This window comes from Nocardia sp. FDAARGOS_372 (assembly GCF_002554515.1).
GTDB lineage: Bacteria > Actinomycetota > Actinomycetes > Mycobacteriales > Mycobacteriaceae > Nocardia > Nocardia farcinica.
Genome location: NZ_PDDW01000001.1, coordinates 3,349,533 through 3,366,345, shown reverse-complemented (window position 1 = coordinate 3,366,345; position 16,813 = coordinate 3,349,533). Strand labels below are relative to the sequence as shown.

Here is a 16,813-nt window from a genome sequence, read left to right as displayed (position 1 = left end):
CGCGTCGTTTCCGCGCCGAAGTTGCCACTCGCCCCACGGTACGGGTTGTCGGCTGAATTTCGCTGGTAATGGCTCTGTTTCGAAAACGGCTGGGTAATAGCTCTCCACCGGCCGCTACGGTAGGGTGAGCGGCGCGTAGATCGAGGACTGTTCGGTTCGGCTCAGGAGCGTTGGGTGCGGGACGCGGGAGTCGTCGCGGAGGGGCGCGACGAGACGGTGCACGGTGCGCCGACCGCTCCCGGGCGTCCGCGTGAGCCGCCCGTTCGTATATCCGTGTCCGCCGGTCCCATTCGTTCGGGGAGCATTGCCGAGAGTTTGCTGATTTGGCTAATTGCTGCCGAATATTTTGGAGATCAATCAGTTAAAATCCCCGTTCATGGGCATTCGTCCGATACCCGTCTGATTCGAGTGGCCGCGATTCCCGTCGCGCGGCGGGCCTGCCGGGTGGAGCAACGCACAACACGATACGTCTACGGTCCTCGAGGAGCGGATTGCTGTGGCACACAAGTCGATCGACGCCGGACCCGGAGATCTGCTGCGCCCGCCGAGCTTCGGCGGCCTGCTGCGCAAGCTGCGTGACGAGCGCCGTATTTCCCGGGAAAAGCTGGCATTCGCGGCCGGGGTGAGCGCCAGCTACATCACCCACCTGGAGGGCGGCGACCGTGAGCACCCCACCAAGGCGGTGGTGGAAGCGCTGGTCGGCTACCTGGATCGGATCAGCCCGCTCACCGCCGCCGAACGCAGGCACCTCTACGACCTGGCCGGCCTGTCCGAGGACGCCTACCCCAGCGTCGAGGAGCTGCGCGCCGACATCGGCGAGGCCACCAGGGCGGGCCTGGCCGTGCACGAGCCGAACCCCGCCGCCTACCTCGACACCCGCTGGAACCTCTTGTATTGCAACGACACCTACGCGGCCACCTTTCCCGGCCTGGCCGAGGACGTGAACATCCTGCACTGGCTGTTCGGCAACGAGATCTCCCGGCAGGTACTGGTCGAATGGCAGCGGGAAGCGGTGCTGACGGTGGAATGGTTGCGCGGCCTCATCGGGCAGTCCGGGGACACGCGGTGGTCCGCCGACCTGCTGGCCGACCTCGGCCGGTTCCCGGAGTTCCGCGCCATCTGGGCCGCGGGCGGCACCGTCTACGGTCGCGACAGCCCGGACATGCACCTGCGTGACGTACGGACCGGCGAGTGCTTCACCCTCGCCGTGCAGATGTTCCGGCTGGATTCGGGCAGCCATCCCGGCCGGGTGCAGTTCTTCCTCGGCATCCGCAACGCCTGCCCGAACACCGGCGCCCCGCATCCCGCCGCGGCGGGTTAGCCCCCGCCGCCGTTCCGATACCTATTCGTTACCCGGCAATTGCGCAGCACAGAGGCGGTTTCCGTGCCGGATCACAGGAAACCCGGGCGCGGATCGCACGAATGTCACGATGCTTCGCTGTCCCGGCGGATATGGTGACGAAATGCGTTGCCGGAGAAATGCGGAACCGGATGCGTGCCGCGCCCCGCGGGCAGTTGCACTGGCCGGTGTAAGTACTTCGCAGGGCACGCGAGATCGAATGGATCAACTGGACATCAGGCAACGAAACGTATTCGATCCGTTTATCGCCGGCACCGGGAATTGGGCGGCAGCGCAGGGGATCGGCACCGGGGGCGGCGACGGATTGCGCGAACATTGCGGGGAGTGAGTGCTTCATGGTCGATGACATCGGATTGGTACCCCACATCTCGCTCGCGGCGGCCGCCGACTGCACCAACGGCACCTTCGCGGTCTGCGGCGACGAGGGCCGCGCCCTCTGGTACGGCCCGTTCCTGGACAGCGACGCCGACCACCCGCACGGGGACCGGTTCGCCGGCACCATGGCCGCCGCGGCGCGCGCGGTCTGGCTGGCCGGCCGCGCCCGCGCCGACGCGGGGCACAGCGAGGCGACGCTACACCTGGTGCTGACCGATCCCGACGTCGACACCGTCACCCTGGCCTGTGCGGCCGCCATGTCCGGCCTGGTCCTGGACCTGGTGATCTCCGAGGACAACCCGGCCCTGGACTGGTGCCAGGTCTTCGGCAGCCTCGATTGGAATCCGGGCGCGCTGGTGAATCTGGTGGACGCGGAGGCGCCGGACGGGCGGCTGGGCAGGCATCTGCGGGCGGTGGACAGCTACCCGTATGCGAACGATGAACCGAAGGAGGCGTTTCCCATGATCCGCACTTCAGGTGAGGGCGCCGGACCGGTCGAGCAGGACGCGAGCATGGAACTGCGTTCGGCGCTCGAGGCGCTGCTCCTGCACGACGCCGTCGGCATCGACGCCAAGATGCGCCACGCGATCGCGGCGACCGTGCACCTGGCGGTCGACACCCCGCACGGCCCGCCCGACGACGCCGAGGAATTCCTCGGCAGGCTCGACGCGTCGTGGCTGATCGCGGCGTGGGCAGGCCACGACACCGAGATGTCGCTCATCGCCACCCTCGCCGCGGGCGACGTGCCCGCGCTGTCGTGGTGCGAGCTGATGTTCACCACGGCACTGGCACCGTGGTCCACCAACCCGGCGGCGGTGCAGGCCCGCCGGATCTTCGACGCCGTACCCGCCGGCCGCCTCGGCGCGGTGCTGCCCCAGGCCCGCGTGTTCGGCGCCTAGGCGCGTCAGGACACGGGCGTCCGCGCGAGGTCGAGCTCGTCGAAGGAGCCGATCCAGCGGTGCGGTGGTCGCGGCGGGTTGGGTTCGCCCGGCCGGTGGACCCCCACGGCCGACCAGCCCGCCGCCACCGCGGCGTCGAGTTCGTCGGCATGGTCGGACAGGAACAGCAGCTGCCCGGCCTCGACCCCGAGCGCCTCGGCGATGCGCCGATACGACCCCGCCTCGCGCTTCGGGCCCGCCGTCGTCAGGTCGAAATGCGCGCTGATCAACGAGCCCAGCTCGCCGCCGCGGGCATGGGCGAACCAATCCCGCTGATTGCGAAGCGAACCCGAGGAGTACACGTAGAGGCGGTGCCCGGCGGCGTGCCAGGCGCGCAACGCGGGCGGCACGTCGGGGAAGAACTCGCCGTGCAGCGCCCCGGTGGCGAAGCCCTCGTGACAGATCAGGCCCTGCGCCTCCTTCAACGGCTCGGCCTTGACGTCGGAACCCAGCCACTCCCGCAGGATCCGGGCGACCTCGTCGGTATCGGCGTCGGGCCGTCCGGCCAGCTCCCGGGTCGCGGCCAGGATCGGCGCGGCCGCGTCGTCGCGGTGCCGCGCCAGCCACTCGGGCAGCCTGGCCCGGGTGTACCCGTAGAGATCCTCGCGGACCGCGCTGGTGGGGCTGGTGGTGCCCTCGATGTCGAGAACGATCGCGGTGGTCACGGCGCGGTGAGCAGGTCGTCGAGGGTGGGGAAGCCCGCGCTGATGCGGTCGCCGGTGAAGTCGCCGACCCAGCCGTCGGCCTCCTCGAAGAACCGCACGGCGATGAAGTCGGGGCGCTCGCCCATGTCGAACCAGTGCAGCGTGCCCGCCGGCACCGACATCAGGTCGCCGCCCTCGCACACCACGGCCAACACCTCGGCGCCGAGGTGCAGGTAGAAGCACCCGCGACCGGCGGCGAAGAAGCGCACCTCGTCCTCGGCGTGCCGGTGCTCGTCGAGGAACTTGGTGCGCGCGGCCCGCGCGGTCTGCGGCCACTGCGGGTCCGCGTCGTCGGGGTGGATGCGGGCGACGTCGATGTGACGGTAGCGGCCGTCGGCGTTCAGCGCGGCGATCCGGTCGGCGTAGTGGGCGAGCAGGTCGTCGGAGGACAGCGCGGCGGCGTCGTCGAGCACCGGCCAGCGGTCGAACGTGATGCCGTGCGCGGCCAGTTCCGCCGCGACGGCGGCCTCCTCGGTCGTGCGCAGCCGCACCCGGGCGGCGTCGTCGGCGGCCATCACCTGCAACAGGGTCATGTCGGTCCCATCTCGAGTACGTGGGTCTGCGGGGCGAACGCGTGCTCTCGGCCCGTGCGAAGTACCAACTCGCACAGGGCCTCCAGACACTCGGCGCGATCACGTGCCTGGGTCAGATTCTCCCCCCAGGTGGTGATGCCGTGCCCGGCGATACACAACACAGGCGGCGCGCCGGGATGTTCGGCGAGTCGGCGCTCGATGTCGGCGGCGATGCGCGGCACGTCCCGCCAGTTGGGGAAGATCGCCAGGTCGATCGCGGTGCGATCGGTGCCGCCCAGACCCTTGATGAGTTCGTAGTCGGTGATCCGGAGGACGCGTACCTCGTCGGCGGCGCCGGCCCTGGTCGCCAGTGCGGTCGCGAACGGCGAGTGCACATGCACCACGGCCGCGGCGCCGGTGGCGCGGTAGACGGCGGTGTGGATGGAGGTCTCGGCGGACGGTCTGCGGTCCTGACCGGGCAACGGCGTCGAATCGGCGATCGCCACCCGCACCATGTCGGTCGCCGACAGTTCGCCTTTGGCCAGGCCGCTGGCGGTCACCACGGCGGTGTCGCCGGTGCGCACGGACAGATTGCCCGCCGTGCCCGGCATCCAGCCGCGCGCGTAGAGCTCACGGGCGGTGGCGGCGATCCGCGCGCCCGGTTCCGCCGCGACCGTGCCGTGCACGACGCCGTGCTCGGTGACCACCGCGGTGACCAGGTCGGCGGGAGTGACGTCGAAGGCCGGGTTGAACGCGGCCGTGCCGACCGGCGCGGTGGCGGTGCCCGCGAACGCGGTGACCTCCTCCGCGGCGCGTTCCTCCACCACGATGTCGCGCCAGCTCGCCGTCGCCGGGTCGCGGGTCGACTCGGGGGCGACCACGACGAACGGAATCCCGTGCCGGTGCGCGGCCAACGCGACGGCATAGGTGCCGATCTTGTTCGCCACGTCGCCGCGCGCGGTCACCCGGTCGGCGCCCACCAGTACGCAGTCCACCAGCCCGGTCGCCATGGCCCAGGCCGCCGCGGAATCGATGGTGAGCCGGTGCGGGATACCCGCCTCGGCCAGCTCCCAGGTGGTCAGGCGGGCGCCCTGGAGCAGCGGGCGGGTCTCGTCGACGAGCACCTCCTCGATCGCTCCGCGTTCGGCCAGCACCCGCAGCGCGCCGATGGCGGTGCCGAAGGCGCTGGTGGCGAGCCGGCCGGTGTTGCAGTGGGTGAGCACGCGCAGCGGGCGTGGTCCGCACAGGCGCTGCACCAGGTCGGCGGCGTGGGTGGCGGCCGCCCGGTTGACCCGGCCGTCCTCGGCGAGCATGTCGAGGGTCTCGGCGAGCACCGCGTCGGCGCCTTCGGCGATGCGCGGGCGCACCCGGTCCACCGCCCAGGCGAGGTTGACCGCGGTCGGGCGGGCGGCGGCGATCCGGTCGGCCTCGGCCCGCACGGCGGCCACGTCGACGATGCCGTCGCGGGTGTGCGCGCGGGTGGCCAGCACCACCGCGAAAGCGCCCGCGATACCGATGGCGGGGGCGCCGCGGATCGCGAGCGTCTTGATCGCGTCGATGATCTGATCGGCGGTGCGCAGGCGCAACGGGCGCGCCTCGTGCGGCAGGCCGCGCTGGTCGACGGTGACCAGGGCACCGTCATCCCAGGTCAGCGAACTGTCATCGATCGGGCGCATCACCGGCCACAGCCTAGCGACCCGGCCGTTCGGGACGGCAACCGGGCATCAGCGGGGCAGGGGCAGGATCTCCACCGGATCACCGTCGCGGGCGCCGGGCGGGACGACGGCCAATCCGTCGCGATCGATCAGGCCGCCGAGATGGGCGGTGCGCACCGCGGCGTCGCCGAGCCAGCCGCCCTCGGCGGCGCGCGCGGGCACGACGCGGGTGACGGGTGCGGCGACCGCGGCCGCGTTGGCGAGCGGAACGAGCAGCGGCCGCGGCGGCTGCGCCCCGGTGCGGGCGGCGACGAGCGCGGGGGTCAGCGCCAGTGCGGTCGCCACGGCGGCGAACGGATTCCCGGGCAGCCCGAGAACTGTTGTGCCGGAATTTGTTTCGGCGACGATGGTGGATCCGCCCGGGCGCATCCGCAGGCGCGGCACCACGATCGTCGCGTCCGCCCGGTCCAGCGCACCGCGCAGCTGGTCGGCCGCGCCGCGCCCGGTCGCGCCGACCACCACCAGCAGATCGCAGTCGTCCGCGGCGGCCAGCACCTCGTCGAAACCGTTCGGGGTGTCGCGCAGGTGCACCAGGTCGACGGTGCGCACGCCGCAGGCGGCGAGCAGATCGGGCAGGACCGGCCCGATCGAGTCACGGGTCTGTCCGGCGCGCAGCGGGCCCGCGCTGCGGATCTCGTCGCCGGTCATCACGATCCGGGCGCGCACCGGCCCGCGCACGGCGGCCTCGGTGACCTCCACGCTCGCGGCGGCCGACACCAGCGCGAGGGTGACCGGGGTGCCCGCCGGAGCGACCGGGTCGCCGACCTCGCGGTCCTCGCCGCGGCGGCGGATGTCCTCGCGCAGCGGGGTGTCGGGCAGCCGGTGCAGCAGCTGGTCGGGGGACAGCTCGGCGAACTCGTCGCGCACCACCCGGTCGGTGCCCTCCGGCACGTGCGCACCGGTGGCGATGCGCACGGCCTCGCCGGGCCGCAACCCCGCGGGCCGCTGCCCGCCCGCGAAGCCGATGTCGCGGCGCAGGCGCCACGGCCCATCCCCGGCGACCGCGTACCCGTCCATCGCGGAGACGTCGAAGCGTGGCAGCGCCTCGGCAGCGGTCAGCGGCTCGGCCAGCGCGGCGCCCCGCGCGTCGCGCAGCACACCGCGGTGGACGGGCAGCGCGGTCAGTTCCGCCCGCAGCGCGGCCCGGGCCTGCGCCAGGTCGAGCGGTTCGCCCGCCCGCACGCGGGCCCGCCGCACCTCGTCCTCGGTGTCGCAGTCGGTCACGCCGTCGAGTTCGACGGTCACGCTGCCCGCGGGCACCAGCGCCTTCATCGGCTGGTTCACCACCGAGTCGAGGCCGTCGAGCGCGGCGCGCAGGGCCGGGCGCCGCCACACCCCGGCGAGATACTGCGGCCGCCCGGAACGGTCGGCGGCGAACACCGCCTGCGCATCGGAATCGGCTGCGACGCGCAGCAATTCGGCGACGGTCGCGCCGGTGAGGAAGGGCATGTCGGCGGCGAGCACGACAACCAGCGGCGCCGCCGAGTCCGCCAGTGCCCGCAGCCCCGCCTCGATCGCGGCCACCGGCCCCGAGCCCGGCGGTGACTCACGTACCTGGCGGATATCCGGATCCAGGCCGGGGCGGTGCGGCCCGACCACCACCCGCGCCGCGCACCCGGCGACGGCCGCGAGCGCCGCCTCGAGCATCGAGCGGCCACCGACCATCAGGCCGGGCTTGTCCACGCCGCCCATCCGGCTGGCGCGCCCGCCCGCCAGCACGATCGCGTCCGCGGGTGTCACCGGGACTGCTCCGGCGCGTAGCACGACATGGTGGCCCATGCTATCGGCCGTCGCGGCGCCGAGCGCTGCGTCATACGCCCGTGTAGTCGGCGGCGGCGCGCAGCAGACAGAACTCGTTGTGCTCGGGATCGGCGAGAACGGCGTGCGGCGCCCGCGGGGCGGGGATCACCGCGGTGGCACCCGCGGCGCGGAGCCGGTCGAGCTCGGCCTCGTGGTCGTCGGCGAAGGCGGCCAGGTCCAGGTGCACCCGACTGCCGCGGCCGTGCGCGTCGTCGCCGCGGACGAAGGCCAGCCAGGCACCGAGGTCGGTCGCGGCGCGCAGCGCCACCGTCGCGGAGCTGCGGTAGCGCACCGGCCAGCCGCAGGCCGTGGCCCAGAACTCCGCGAGCCCAACCGGATTCACGGTGTCGACGACGATCGCGGCCACCGCGCCGGTGTCGACGAACTGCTCGCGCGGCTCCAGCACACAGAACACGTTGCCCTCGGGATCGGCGAGCACCGTCCACGGCACCGCACCCTGTCCGATGTCCACGCGCCGCGCGCCCAGCGCCAACGCCCGGTCCACCTGCAGCTCCTGATGGGCGCGCGAGCGGCTCACCAGGTCGACGTGGATGCGGTTCTTGCCCGGGTCCACGGGGCGCTCGGCGGCCAGGAACGTCAGCGCGAGATCCACCCCGGCCGGGTCCGGCGCGGCCACCTCCACCAGGCCGGGCCGGTCCAGCAGGACTGTCCAGCCGAGCAATTCGGCCCAGAATCCGGCCAGCCGACGCGGCTGCCGCGCGTCGAAGGCCACACCCGCCACTCGAACCGACATCACTCCACGGTAGCGCCCGGTCCGCGTTTCGAGAACGGGTCACTCGAGGGGGAACCGGGCCGCGCGCAGGTCGACGCGGCCGTCCCGGACCGGGACGCCCTCGGCGACGAGCAGGCCCAATTGCCGGTGCGCCAGGTGCGCCGCGGGCTTGCCGCCCGCGCCGACCACCCGGTGCCAGGGCAGGTCGGCGGCGTCGGTGCGCATGATCCAGCCGACCGTCCGCGGGGTGGAGAGCCCAGCCGCGGCGGCCAGGTCGCCGTAGGTCACCACGCGGCCCGTCGGGACGCTCGCGACCAGCTCGCGCACCCGCTCGATCTGCGCCTCGGAGGTGGGCATTCAGAGCAGCCCGCGGATCAGGGCCGCGGTCTCGGCGGGACGGGCCAGCGGAACCATGTGGTCGCAGTCGAACTCGTGGATGGTCAACGCGGGCCCGAGCCGCTCGGCCAGTGCCGCGCGGAAGGCCGGGGTGACGAACGGCGGCTGCACCAGCATCGCCTGCACCAGCACCGTGGGCAGGCCCGCGGGCGGCAGCACGAACGGTCGCGCCAGCTGACCCCAGTACGAGGTGACCGCGGGCAGGCTCAGCCGCCAGCCGACCCGGCCAGGACGCGTGGGCACCAGGTGCTCGTCGAGTTCGGCGTCCAGCAGCCGCGGTGCCACGTCGTGCCAGGCGCTGGCCAGCTTGTCGCGGCGGGCGGCGGCCACGTCGGGATAGTCGGGTTCGTCGAGGGTGCGCTGGGCGATGCCGGCGAGCCGGTCGGGCTGGATCGCGATCGCCGGGTCGAGCAGCACGAGCGCGCGGACGAGGTCGGGATGGCGCGCGGCCAGGTGCACGCCGGTCGCGCCGCCGAAGGAGTGGCCGGCGACGAGGACGGGCTCGTCCGTCTCGGCCCGCAGCAGTTCGGCCAGATCGGCCACGACGGTCTCGAAATCCCACGGCGGCAGCGCGGTGGAGCGTCCGTGACCGCGCAGGTCGGGGGCGATGATCCGCACGTCGGGCAGGTGTTCCTCGGCGAGCGCCGCCCAGCGGGCGCCGTGTCCGGTCAGGCCGTGCAGGGCGAGCACCACCGGCGCGTCCGGTGGCCCGAAGCGGTGAACGTGAAGGGTCGACACGCGAACCATTGTGTCCGCCGGCGCGCGGCGGGGCTCGGCCCGGTGGTGACCGGGGCGACCGCCGGTGGGCCGTGCCGGCGATCGTGTCGGCCCGGTCTGTTGCAATAGCCCGCGTGGTGCGATCGGATAGCGCGGTGCGACTGGTTCGCCGGAACGTCACAGCACCCAGGGCCCGGCTCTGGGGCGCCGAGGTGCGCCCGCTGCTCGCCGCGATCGCCGGCCCGCCGCCCGCCCGGCCCCGCTGGCGGCCCTGGCAGGTGCTCGGCGGACCGGGCACCGGCAAGACGGCGTTGCTGGTCGACCTGGCCGCGGGCCGGATCGCGGCGGGCGCCGACCCGGCGTCGGTGCTGGTCCTCACCCACTCCAAGCAGGCGGCGGCCGACCTGCGCGACGCCGTCACGGTGCGGCTGGCCGGGCACGACGGCCCGACCGGCGGTGTGCCCGGCGCCACCACCGAACCGTTGGTGCGCACCCTGCACTCCTACGCTTTCTCGGTGCTGCGCAGGCACGCGAGTGCGCACGGCAACCCGCCGCCGCGTTTGCTGACCGGTGCCGAGCAGGATGCCGTGCTGCGCGAGATGCTGCGCGGTGACCTCGCCGACATCGCCGAGGGCGCCACCGGCTTGTGGCCGCAGCGCCTGCACGCCGCACTCGGCCTGGACGGATTCGCCCAGCAGTTGCGCGATCTCATGCTGCGCGCCACCGAGCGCGGGCTGGGCCCGGAGGATCTGGAGCGGTTAGGGCGCGAGCACGACCGGCCCGAATGGGTGGCGGCGGGCCGGTTCCTGCTGCGATACGAACAGGCGCTGCTGTTGCGCTGGTCGGTCGGTGTGGAGGCACCCGAGGCGACCGCGCCCGCCCTCGACGCCGCCGAACTCCTCGGCGCCTGCCTGGACGCGCTGGCCACCGACGCGGAACTGCTCGCGGCCGAACGGGCCAGGATCCGCTACCTGTTCGTCGACGACGCCCAGCACCTCGATCCGCAGGCGGCCACCCTGATCAGGGTGGTCGGCGCCGCCGCGCACACCGCCGTCGTCGCGGGCGACCCCGACCAGGCCGTGTTCACCTTCCGCGGCGCCGACGCCCGGTTCGCCGCCGACCCCGGCGCGCCCGCGGACCGGCGGGTGGTGCTGCGCGAGAACCACCGCAGCGGACCGTCGGTGCGGCTGGCCGCCGCCAGGATCGCCGCGAAACTGCCCGGCGCCGCGCCGCATCGGCCCGCGGTGGCGGCGGAGTCCGGCGGCGGTGACGGTGTCGCCGTGCGGGTGCGGGTGCTGGCCACCCCCGCCAAGGAAGCGGCCCTCATCGCCGACCACCTGCGCCGGGCGCACCTCACCGGCGGGGTGCCGTGGTCGCGGATGGCGGTGATCGTGCGCTCGGTGCCGCTCTCGCTCGCGCCGCTGCGCCGGGCGCTGCTGGCCGCCGGGGTGCCGGTGCATCAGCCGGCCATCGACGTGCCGCTCGCCCGGCGCCGCGGGGCGGCGTGGCTGCTGCTGGCGTTGCGGGCGCTGCTGGCCGGCGAACGCGCGGGCAGCGCAACGCTTTTCACCGCCGACGACGCGCTCGACCTGCTCGCCGGACCGCTGGGCGGCGCGGATCAGATCAGCCTGCGCCGGTTGCGGCGCGGGATCCGGCGCACGGTGCTGGCCCGGGAACGATCGCGGGGGGCCGCGGGATCCGGGCTCGCGTCCGGCGCGACCGGGCAGACGGCGCTGTTCGAATTGCCGGAGTCGACAGGGGGTTCCGCCGGCGCGGATGCGCGGCGGCGCGCCGAAACTCCGGCAGAGCCGGATGCGGACGGGTACACGAGCGCGCCCCCGGTTCCATCGGGCGGCGTGGCCGGCGGACCGGACATGGGCGGCGCGGCCGGGGTGGCCGGCATGGCCGACGGGCGGGACGGCGGCGTGGTCAGGGTGGTCGACGGGTCGGAGGTCGACGGCGCGGCCGGGCCGGCCGACGGGTGGGATGGCGGCGTGCCCGGCGCGGCTGACGGGTGGGACGGCGAGGACGGCGGCGGTGCGGCCGGCGGGTCGGAGGTCGACGGCGCGGACGGCCTCGCCGACGCCCGTCCCGATCTGCTCACCGACGAAAGCGACTGGCGCGACACCGATCTGGAGTGGGGGCTGGAAGTCGCCGAGGTCGCCGACGACAGCGCGGCCTGGCAGCAGGCGGGCGGACGCATCGCCTCCACCGACGACCCCGCCCCGGCCGGGCCCGCCGCCGACGATCACCGCGGGCTCATCGACCAGTCCTCCGCCGAGGTGCTGCGCGGCCTGCTCGTCGGGGTTGCCGACCCGGCACTGCTCGACGGTCTCACCGAGGTCGAGTCCGCGCCGCTGCGCCGGGTGCTGCGCGCGCTCGACCGGGCGCGCGCGGCCCGGCGGCGCGGCGCGGGTCTCGAAGACGTGCTGTGGGCGCTGTGGACCGCCTCCCGGCTGGAGCGCCGCTGGGTGGCGCAGTCCGAACGCGGCGGTGCGGTGGGGATGCAGGCCGACCGTGATCTCGACGCGGCCGTCGGCTTGTTCGACGCGGCCGCCGCGTATGTGGACCGGCTCCCGCGCGCGGGCATCGAGGGATTCGTGGAATACCTGTCCCAGCAGGAGATTCCGCACGACACCCGCCCGCTGACCACCCCCGGTGAGGAAGTGGCGCTGCTCAGCGCTCACGCGGCGGCCGGACGCGAATGGGACGTGGTGGCCGTGGCGGGCGTGCAGGAGGGCATCTGGCCCAACCCCCGTCCGCGCGGCACCCTGCTGCACACCGAGGATCTGGTGGATCTCCTGGCCGGGGTCGGCGGGGCGGGCGAGCACGTCAGCCGGTCGGCGCCGATCCTGGCCGAGGAACGCAGGTTGCTGCTGGTCGCGTGCAGCCGGGCCCGGCGCTCGCTGCTGGTGACCGCGGTGGAATCGGTCACCGGCGACCGGGATCTGGTGCCCTCCCGGTTCCTGGCCGAACTGCTCGGCCACGACGAGGACGGCGAACCGGGCGTCCTGCCGGTCGTCGACCCCGGCCGCGCCCTGGTCATGCATTCGCTGGTCGCCGAATTGCGCGGCGCGGTCTGCGATCCCACCGCCGACCCGGAACGCAGGCGCCGCGCGGCCTTCCAGCTGGCCCGCCTCGCCGACGCCGGTGTGCGCGGCACCGCGCCCGAGGAGTGGTACGGCACCGCCGAACTGAGCTGTGCGGACCCGCTGTGGTCCGAGGAGGACGACGCCGTCGTCGCCCTGTCCCCGTCCACCGTCGAGCAACTGCGCACCTGCCCGCTGCGGTGGGCCCTCGAGCGGCACGGCGGCACCGACGGCGACAACCCGCACGCGGTGAAGGGCAGTCTGGTGCACACGCTGGTGCAGGCGCTGGCCGGGCGGGTGCCCGAGGCGCAGGTGCGCGCGGCGCTGGACAAGGCATGGCGCGCCATCGATCCCGGCGACGGCTGGCATTCGCGTCAGGAACGCCGCCGCACCGAGGCCATGCTGGAGACCTTCCTGGCCTGGGTCCGCAACACCCGCGGCGAACTCACCCAGGCCGGGGTCGAGGTGCCGGTGGACTGCGTGCTGCCCGCGCGCAGCGAGGACGACCGGCCGGTGCGCATCCGCGGCCGTATCGACCGGCTCGAACGCGACGAGTTCGGCCGGTTCGTCATCGTCGACGTCAAGACCGGCAAGAACCCGATCAGCAAGCAGGCGGCCGCCGACCATGCCCAGCTGGCCACCTACCAGGTCGCGGCCGCCTCGGGCGCACTCGACCCCGAGGGCGAACCCGGCGGCGCGCGGCTGGTCTACGTCGCCAAACCGCACACCAAGGAGGGCGCCACCCAGCGCATGCAGGACCCGCTCGACGCGGCGGCGCTCGACAGCTGGCGCGACACCATCCACCAGGCTGCCGCGGCCACCCGCGGCCCCAGCTACCTGGCCATGCGCAACGACGGCTGCCGGCACTGCGCCGTCGCGGGCTGCTGCCCGGTGCAGGACGCGGGCCGGCAGGTGACCGACGAATGACCGTCTCGCCGCACCGCATCGCCGACGCGCTCGGCCTGCCGCCGCCCACCGACGAGCAGGCCGCCGTGATCGCCGCGCCGCCCGGCCCGACCCTGGTGGTCGCGGGCGCGGGCGCGGGCAAGACCGAGACGATGGCCGCGCGGGTGGTGTGGATGGTCGCCAACCGGCTGGTGCTGCCCGAGCAGGTGCTCGGCCTCACCTTCACCCGCAAGGCCGCGCAGCAGCTCACCGCCCGCATCCGCACCCGGCTGGCCCGGCTGGCCGGATCGGCGCTGCTGCGCGAGCTCGACTCCGGCGGTGAGCTGCGCGCGCAACTGGCCGGCGCCGAACCGGAGATCAGTACCTACCACTCCTACGCCGGCCGCCTGCTGAGCGAACACGGCCTGCTGCTGCCGGTGGAACCCTCGGCGACGCTGCTCACCGAGACCCAGCTGTGGCAGCTCGCGCACCAGGTGGTGCGGAACTGGGACGGCGACCTGGACACCGAACGCACGCCGGTCTCGGTGACCGAGGCCGTGCTCGCGCTCTCCGGTCAGCTGGCCGAACATCTGGTGGAGCCGGAAGAACTCGCCGAAGCGCACGCCGAACTGGAGAAATTGATCAACACCCTGCCCGCCGGACCGCGGCAGCGCGGCGGGCCGAGCAAGGCGTTGCGCGACATCGTGCGCGTGCAGCACGAGCGCGTCGCGTTGCTGCCGCTGGTCCGCGCGCTGAACGATGCCCTGCGCCGGCGCGGGGCGCTGGACTTCGGCGCGCAGATGTCGCTGGCGGCGCGGCTGGCCGCCGAGCATCCCGAGGTCGCCCAGACCGAGCGTGGCCGGTTCCGGCTGGTGCTCCTGGACGAGTACCAGGACACCGGCCACGCGCAACGGGTGCTGTTGGCGGCGCTGTTCGGCGGTGCCGCCGGCGATCCCGAGGGGACGGCCGGTGGGCGCGCGCCCCGGCCGGCGGTGACCGCGGTGGGCGATCCGATGCAGTCGATCTACGGCTGGCGCGGCGCCTCGGCGGCCAACCTGCCCCGGTTCGCGACCGACTTCCCCTGTGCGCCAGGTGTTCCCGCGCCGATCCTGCCGTTGTTGACGAGCTGGCGGAACCCGCCGGAAGCGCTGGCGCTGGCCAACCTGGTGGCCGAGCCGCTGCGGCAGGCGGCACGCGAGGCCGGTGGCGCCACCGTCGACGCGCTGCGCGCCAAACCCGGTGCCGAACCGGGTGTGGTGGCACTGGCACTCACCGAGACCGTGGTGGACGAACGCGGGTGGGTGGCCGAGCGGATCGCCGCCGAATGGGCGGCCCGGCGCGCGGCGGGCGAGCCGCCGCCCACCTCGGCCGTGCTGGTGCGGCGTAACGCCGACGCCGCGCCGCTGGCCGAGGCGTTGCGCGAGCGGGGTCTGCCGGTCGAGATCGTCGGACTCGGCGGTCTGCTCGCCACGCCCGAGGTCGCCGACATCGTCGCCACGCTGCGACTGATCGCCGAACCGGCGGCGGGCAGCGCCGCGCTGCGGGTGCTCACCGGTGCCCGCTGGCGGATCGGCGTCGCCGATCTGGCCGCCCTGTCCCGGCGGGCCAGGGAACTGTCGGTCGTGCGCACCGACACCGCCGTGGGCGCCGAGATCACCGACGGCGCCGCGCTGGAGGCCGCGTTGCGCGAGGTGGCGCCCGAGCCGGTCGAGCAGGCCGGGCTGGCCGACGCCATCGCCGATCCCGGTCCGGCGGAGAACTATTCGGCCGCCGGCTATCAGCGCATCGAGGCACTCGGCCGCGAACTGGCCGCCCTGCGCGAGCGCAGCGGCCAGCCACTGACCGAACTGGTCGCCGATGTGGAACGCACGATCGGCGTCGGCGTGGAGACCCAGGCGCGCCGCGCCGTGCTCGGCGCGGGCGCGGGCCGCGAGCATCTGGACGCCTTCGCCGAGGTCGTCGCGGGCTACGCCGCCGACCCCGGCGCCTCGCTGGGCGGACTGCTCGCCTTCCTGACCGCGGCCGAATCGGTGGAGAACGGGCTCAAGCCCGGCGAGGTGGAGGTCGCCAAGGACCGGGTGCAGGTGCTCACCGTGCACGCCGCCAAAGGGCTGGAATGGGAGATCGTCGCCGTCCCGCACGTGGTGCGGCGCGTGTTCCCCTCCGGCACGGCGGGCGCCACCTGGCTCGGCGCGCTGCCCGAACTGCCCACCGCGCTGCGCGGCGACCGGGTGGCCGAGGACGCCGCCGAGGGCGTGCCGGTGCTCGACCTCACCGATCTCTACGACCGCGCCGACCTGGAACGTGCGCTCGCCGCGCACAAGGCGGCCCTCGAGCGCCGCCGGATCGACGAGGAACGCCGCCTGTTCTACGTCGCCCTCACCAGAACCGAACGCGTGCTGCTGGTTTCGGCGCACCACTGGGCCGAGACCGGCGACCCGAAGGGCCCCTCCGACTTCCTGCTCGAGCTGAAGAGCGCCGCGGAAACCCCCGACGGCCCCGCCCACGGCGCCGTCGAGATCGCCCGCTGGGACGACCCACCGCCGGTCGACGCCGTGAACCCCTTCGCCGACAACCCGGCCACCGCCGAATGGCCGCGCGACCCCCTCGGCCCTCGCCGCGACCCGGTGGAACAGGGCGCCGCCCTCGTCCGCGCCGCCCTCGCCGAACTCCGTGCGCCCACCGGGCCCCGTGCTCCCGCTGTGCCCCATGCCCCCGCTGTGCCCCGCCCCGCGCCCCGTCATACGCCGACGGTACCGCCCCCTACCGACACGAACGGCGCGCTCCCATCGGCGCCGAACGACGGTGTGCCGCAACCGCAGTCACCCGACCTCGACCCGGTCGTCACCGACGTGCCCACCGATCCCGACGACCCCGAGGGCTGGGCCGCCGACGTGGACGCTCTGCTGGCCGAGCACGAGGCGACCGCGCGGGCGGCCCGCGAGGTGGAACTGCCCGGGCAGCTCCCGGCGACCGCGCTGGTGGAGTTGCGCGCCGATCCGGCGAAGCTGGCGCGGCGGCTGCGCAGGCCGCTGCCGTATCCGCCGAACCCGCTGGCGCGGCGCGGCACCGCCTTCCACGCGTGGGTGCAGCGCTGGTTCTCGGGCACCCGCCTGCTCGGCTTCGACGAGTTGCCCGGCGCGGGCGAGCCGGATCCCGGGGAGGCCGCCGCGGACGCCGAGCTGGCGCGCATGCAGGACGCGTTCCTGAATTCCGCCTGGGCGCACCGCAGCCCGATCGATGTGGAGGTCCCGTTCGAGACCTCCATCGCCGGTACCGTGATCCGCGGCCGGATGGACGCGGTGTTCGCCGAGCCGGACGGCCGCTGGGTGGTGGTGGACTGGAAGACCGGCGCCGAGCCCGACCCCGGCGACGAACCCGCGGTCGCCATGCAGCTGGCCATCTACCGGCTGGCCTGGGCGCGGTTGATGGCGGCCAGGACCGGCGGCGACGAGCAGGCGATGCTGCACCGGGTCGACGCCGCGTTCCACTACGTGCGCAGCGGCCGCACCATCGCGCCCGAGGACCTGCCCGGCCCGGACGAACTCGCCGAACTCATCCGGGCCGCCGCCCCGCCCCGCTAGGGGGA

The 16,813-nt window shown here is 74.2% G+C and carries 11 protein-coding genes; 4 read left to right on the top strand and 7 right to left on the bottom strand.

Features of this window, described 5'->3' with window-relative positions; all coding sequences use genetic code 11:
* Nucleotides 1-496: 496 nt before the first annotated feature.
* Together CRM89_RS16175 and CRM89_RS16170 are read left to right on the top strand one after the other, a co-directional pair.
* Nucleotides 497-1,321 carry a helix-turn-helix transcriptional regulator gene (locus CRM89_RS16175; RefSeq protein WP_060594629.1) on the top strand — a complete coding sequence of 275 codons (825 nt, stop codon included), beginning with the start codon at nucleotides 497-499 and terminating at the stop codon, nucleotides 1,319-1,321.
* Nucleotides 1,322-1,695: 374 nt separating this feature from the next.
* Entirely contained in the window at nucleotides 1,696-2,634 is a 939-nt protein-coding gene (locus CRM89_RS16170) for a hypothetical protein (protein ID WP_060594630.1), read from the top strand.
* A 5-nt stretch (nucleotides 2,635-2,639) separates the two neighbouring features.
* Here CRM89_RS16170 and mtnC read toward each other — a convergent pair whose 3' ends face one another.
* From mtnC to CRM89_RS16135, 7 genes are read right to left on the bottom strand one after another with little or no spacing between them, the layout of a single operon-like run.
* Nucleotides 2,640-3,338, bottom strand: coding sequence for an acireductone synthase (gene mtnC / locus CRM89_RS16165; RefSeq protein WP_098084808.1), 699 nt, complete (start codon nucleotides 3,336-3,338; stop codon nucleotides 2,640-2,642).
* On the bottom strand, nucleotides 3,335-3,910 hold the full coding sequence (locus CRM89_RS16160; RefSeq protein ID WP_060594632.1) for an acireductone dioxygenase: 576 nt from the start codon (nucleotides 3,908-3,910) through the stop codon (nucleotides 3,335-3,337). Before CRM89_RS16160 ends, mtnC begins: the two co-directional genes overlap by 4 nt.
* Complete coding sequence (gene mtnA / locus CRM89_RS16155) at nucleotides 3,907-5,565, bottom strand: S-methyl-5-thioribose-1-phosphate isomerase (protein WP_098084805.1); 1,659 nt, start codon at nucleotides 5,563-5,565, stop codon at nucleotides 3,907-3,909. The genes CRM89_RS16160 and mtnA overlap by 4 nt, the downstream gene beginning before the upstream one ends.
* A gap of 48 nt (nucleotides 5,566-5,613) precedes the next feature.
* Nucleotides 5,614-7,383, bottom strand: a complete 1,770-nt coding sequence (locus CRM89_RS16150; protein ID WP_098084803.1) for an NTP transferase domain-containing protein — start codon at nucleotides 7,381-7,383, stop codon at nucleotides 5,614-5,616.
* Nucleotides 7,384-7,414: 31 nt separating this feature from the next.
* On the bottom strand, nucleotides 7,415-8,158 hold the full coding sequence (locus tag CRM89_RS16145) for a VOC family protein (protein ID WP_086838605.1): 744 nt from the start codon (nucleotides 8,156-8,158) through the stop codon (nucleotides 7,415-7,417).
* Between the two features lie 39 nt (nucleotides 8,159-8,197).
* On the bottom strand, nucleotides 8,198-8,494 hold the full coding sequence (locus CRM89_RS16140; RefSeq protein ID WP_098084800.1) for an MGMT family protein: 297 nt from the start codon (nucleotides 8,492-8,494) through the stop codon (nucleotides 8,198-8,200).
* Complete coding sequence (locus CRM89_RS16135; RefSeq protein ID WP_098084797.1) at nucleotides 8,495-9,280, bottom strand: alpha/beta fold hydrolase; 786 nt, start codon at nucleotides 9,278-9,280, stop codon at nucleotides 8,495-8,497.
* Nucleotides 9,281-9,405: 125 nt separating this feature from the next.
* Here CRM89_RS16135 and CRM89_RS16130 point away from each other — a divergent pair, with 125 nt between their 5' ends.
* Both CRM89_RS16130 and CRM89_RS16125 read left to right on the top strand, forming a co-directional pair.
* Nucleotides 9,406-13,266, top strand: coding sequence for an ATP-dependent DNA helicase (locus CRM89_RS16130; RefSeq protein WP_229434777.1), 3,861 nt, complete (start codon nucleotides 9,406-9,408; stop codon nucleotides 13,264-13,266).
* A complete protein-coding gene (locus tag CRM89_RS16125) occupies nucleotides 13,263-16,808 on the top strand; it encodes an ATP-dependent helicase (RefSeq protein ID WP_098084795.1) in 3,546 nt (1,181 codons plus the stop codon). Before CRM89_RS16130 ends, CRM89_RS16125 begins: the two co-directional genes overlap by 4 nt.
* Nucleotides 16,809-16,813: the final 5 nt, after the last annotated feature.

Excerpts from the sequence above, each read along its gene's own strand:
- CRM89_RS16160 (WP_060594632.1), bottom strand. The coding sequence starts at position 3,910 with ATGACCCTGTTGCAGGTGATGGCCGCCGACGACGCCGCCCGGGTGCGG.
- CRM89_RS16140 (WP_098084800.1), bottom strand. The coding sequence starts at position 8,494 with ATGCCCACCTCCGAGGCGCAGATCGAGCGGGTGCGCGAGCTGGTCGCG.
- mtnA (WP_098084805.1), bottom strand. The coding sequence starts at position 5,565 with ATGCGCCCGATCGATGACAGTTCGCTGACCTGGGATGACGGTGCCCTG.
- CRM89_RS16135 (WP_098084797.1), bottom strand. The coding sequence starts at position 9,280 with ATGGTTCGCGTGTCGACCCTTCACGTTCACCGCTTCGGGCCACCGGAC.
- CRM89_RS16145 (WP_086838605.1), bottom strand. The coding sequence starts at position 8,158 with ATGTCGGTTCGAGTGGCGGGTGTGGCCTTCGACGCGCGGCAGCCGCGT.
- CRM89_RS16125 (WP_098084795.1), top strand. The coding sequence starts at position 13,263 with ATGACCGTCTCGCCGCACCGCATCGCCGACGCGCTCGGCCTGCCGCCG.
- CRM89_RS16150 (WP_098084803.1), bottom strand. The coding sequence starts at position 7,383 with ATGGGCCACCATGTCGTGCTACGCGCCGGAGCAGTCCCGGTGACACCC.
- CRM89_RS16170 (WP_060594630.1), top strand. The coding sequence starts at position 1,696 with ATGGTCGATGACATCGGATTGGTACCCCACATCTCGCTCGCGGCGGCC.